The following is a 3299-nucleotide window of genomic DNA, read 5'->3' as shown; positions in this document are numbered from 1 at the left end:
AGCCAGTCTGGATGAACCTTTTACCCGTTTATTAAGACCGGAACAGTATCATAATTTACAAGTGAGTACCGCCGGAGAATTGTCAGGGGTGGGCTTACAAATTAACATTAATCCTGACACAGGTAACTTAGAAGTGGTTGCCCCCATCGAAGGATCGCCAGCGGAAGCCGTGGGGATCAAAGCCCGCGATCGCATCTTAAAAATTGACGATATCGATACCACCACTCTGACACTCGATGAAGCCGCCACAAAAATGCGTGGACCGAGGGGAACCACCGTATCTTTGACCATTTTACCCTATCAAAAAGAATCAGACGTACGAGATGTCAAAATTGTTCGCGATCGCATTTCTTTGAGTCCAGTGACTGCTAGTTTAAATCAACCCACCCCTAACCTTCCTATTGGTTATATTCGCTTGAATCAATTCAGTGCCAATGCGGCCCAAGAAATGGCCGAAGCTATTAATAATTTAGAAAAAGAAGGAGCGCAAGGTTATATTTTAGACCTGAGAAATAATCCCGGTGGACTATTACAAGCGGGGATACAAGTTGCCCGTTTATGGATGGATCAAGGGACCATTGTTTATACAGTTAATCGTCAAGGGGTACAAGATAGTTTTTACCGCATCAGGAACTGCATTAACCGACGATCCTTTAGTCTTATTAGTCAATCAAGGAACCGCCAGTGCCAGTGAGATTTTAGCCGGTGCGTTAAAAGACAATGGACGGGCAACCTTAGTGGGAGAAAAAACCTTTGGTAAGGGGTTAATTCAATCCTTATTTGAGTTACCAGATGGTGCCGGTTTAGCCATTACCGTGGCCAAGTATGAAACCCCCAGTCATAGCGATATTCATAAGTTAGGAATTGAACCGGATAAACTTGTTGTTCAAGAGCCAATTTCCTATCAACAAATTGGCACAAAAGATGATTTACAATATGAAGCTGCTATCGAACTTTTAACTGGTAACTCTGTGTTAGCCAATGCCGGTTAATTTCAATTATCAGTGAACAGTTATCAGTGACCCGTTATCATTTAAACTATCCACTGATAGCTGTTCTTTTTGTCATATTATTGGTTCAGATTGATTCACAAAAGATGAAAATTGCTACTTGGAACGTTAATTCGATTCGCACTAGAAAGCCCCATGTTATTGACTGGTTAACCAATAATTCAATTGATGTTCTCTGTTTACAAGAAACCAAAGTCATTGATAAAGATTTTTCCGAAAGAACCCTTTGAAGAATTGGGTTATCATGTTTATATTTATGGGCAAAAAGCTTATAATGGGGTGGCTATTTTTAGCCGTCAACCCATGACCGATATGATAACAGGATTTACCCCTATCGTGGGAGAAGAAATTGCTCAAGGGTTTGATGAACAAAAACGGGTGATTTCAGGGGTTATTGATGACATTCGTATTATTAACTTATACGTTCCCAATGGGGCATCTGTGGGCAGTGAAAAATATGAATATAAGTTACAATGGTTTCAAGTTTTAAAAAGCTTATTTAGATAATTTAGTCAAAAAAGAATCCCATGAACTCTGTATTTGTGGAGACTTTAATATTGCCTTAGAAGATAAAGATATTTATAATCCTAAGCAGAAAGAAAATCATATTATGTCTTCTCCTTTAGAAAGAGAAGCTTTACAAAACATATTAGAAATTGGTTTAAAAGATGCTTTTAGAAAATTTACCACAGAAGGGGGACATTTTAGCTGGTGGGACTATCGATCAGGGGGATTTCAACGGAATCGTGGCTGGCGTATTGATCATCTTTATCTTACCAATCAATTGTACGAACAAGCAATTAATTGTACAATAGATATAGAACCCAGAAAACAAGAAAGACCTTAAAAATTCTCAACGGCGAAGACATTGGCACGAAATTTGAAGCCCAATTAAAAAATGATAATGCCCGAAAACGTTGGATCGCCCATGGGTTATTACCGAGGGGAAAATTGTATCTAGATAAGGGTGCAGTCAAGGCTATTTCTCAAAAAGGAAAGTCTTTATTAGCAGCAGGAATTATTAAAGTTGAAGGGGAGTTTGATTCTTTAGAAGCGGTTCAATTATGCAATGAAATGGGCAAAGAAATTGCAAGAGGCATTGTTTAATTATAGTCAAGAGGAAATTGATAAAATAAAAGGCAATCATTCAGATAAAATTCCCGAATTGTTAGGGTATCATGGAGCAGAAACTATCGTTCACAGAGATAATTTAGTCATTAATTGAGGTAAGCGGATGACAGTTAATAATCAGTTTAATTCTTCCCAGTCTTGGAGACATTTATTACAACAAAATCGTGCTATTGCTGTGATTCGCACTGATAATATCGATCAGGGGGTAAACATGGCTAAAGCCGTGGCAGCCGGGGGAATGAAACTGATTGAAATTACTTGGAATAGTTACCAACCAAGTCAAATTATTCAACAATTAAGAAAAGATTTACCTGAGTGCATCATTGGCACTGGTACCATTTTAACCCTAGAAGACTTAGAAAAAGCGATCGCAGCCGACATTCAATTTTGTTTTACCCCCCATGTTAATCAAACTCTGATTAAAAACAGCCATTAATCATGACATTCCATCATTCCTGGGGCATTATCCCCGACGGAAATTATCACCGCTTGGCAAGCAGGAGCCAGTTGTGTTAAAGTTTTTCCTGTACAGGCCATTGGTGGTGTTGCCTATATCAAAGGGTTACAAGGTCCTCTCGGTGAGATTCCCCTAATCCCCACAGGAGGGGTGACTTTAGATAATGCAGCCTATTTTATCGAAGCAGGAGCCATTGCTGTTGGCCTATCGAGTCAGTTATTTCCTCATCAGGCTTTAGCTCATCAAGACTGGGATAGGGTTACCCAACAGGCTCAACTGTTGATGAAACGTCTTGCAGAATTTCAGCCATAAAAATGCCTACGAAGTAGAGACTCGTAGGCTAAGCTCTTGAATTGTTAAGAATGATGAAAACTACTTGACAATTACCTTACCAACCATACCAGCACCACGGTGAGGTTCACAGTAGTAAGTATATTCTCCAGGCTCGTTAAAAGTGCTTTCAAAGGTTTCGCCAGGGGAGAAAACAAGTCCTTTGTGGGAAAGTTTGGAACTTCCTTCAACCACAACGTTATGGGGAGCTAACTTATTATTAACCCACTTAACCGTATCTCCTGGGCTAATTTCGACCTTGGAAGGTTCAAATTTTAACATACCACCGTCCGAACCCATTTTAACTTCAACGGTTTCGGCGGCTGCGGGGTTAACAGCTACAAAGAAAACTGGAGATAACGAAAGCAACT

General features: G+C 39.7%; 1 protein-coding gene and 4 pseudogenes. 4 read left to right on the top strand and 1 reads right to left on the bottom strand.

What is annotated here, in order from left to right:
• The 4 pseudogenes from C4E06_RS16115 to C4E06_RS16100 form a co-directional block, all read left to right on the top strand.
• Nucleotides 1-992: pseudogene (locus C4E06_RS16115) on the top strand (S41 family peptidase); the annotation flags it as partial.
• Nucleotides 993-1096: 104 nt separating this feature from the next.
• Nucleotides 1097-1857 (top strand): annotated as a pseudogene (gene xth, locus C4E06_RS16110) (exodeoxyribonuclease III).
• Nucleotides 1839-2235, top strand: a pseudogene (locus tag C4E06_RS16105) (PUA domain-containing protein); the annotation flags it as partial. The pseudogenes xth and C4E06_RS16105, both read left to right, overlap by 19 nt.
• A gap of 9 nt (nt 2236-2244) precedes the next feature.
• Nucleotides 2245-2910, top strand: a pseudogene (locus tag C4E06_RS16100) (bifunctional 4-hydroxy-2-oxoglutarate aldolase/2-dehydro-3-deoxy-phosphogluconate aldolase).
• Between the two features lie 60 nt (nt 2911-2970).
• Here the strand turns inward: C4E06_RS16100 and petE are convergent.
• Nucleotides 2971-3297: a plastocyanin gene (gene petE / locus C4E06_RS16095; RefSeq protein ID WP_107668987.1), complete on the bottom strand. Its 327-nt coding sequence runs from the start codon at nt 3295-3297 to the stop codon at nt 2971-2973.
• Nucleotides 3298-3299: the final 2 nt, after the last annotated feature.

The sequence above is a fragment of the Cyanothece sp. BG0011 genome, from assembly GCF_003013815.1.
Lineage (GTDB): Bacteria > Cyanobacteriota > Cyanobacteriia > Cyanobacteriales > Microcystaceae > Crocosphaera.
The sequence above is the reverse complement of the archived record's forward strand: the minus strand, read 5'-3'. Positions and strand labels throughout refer to the sequence as shown.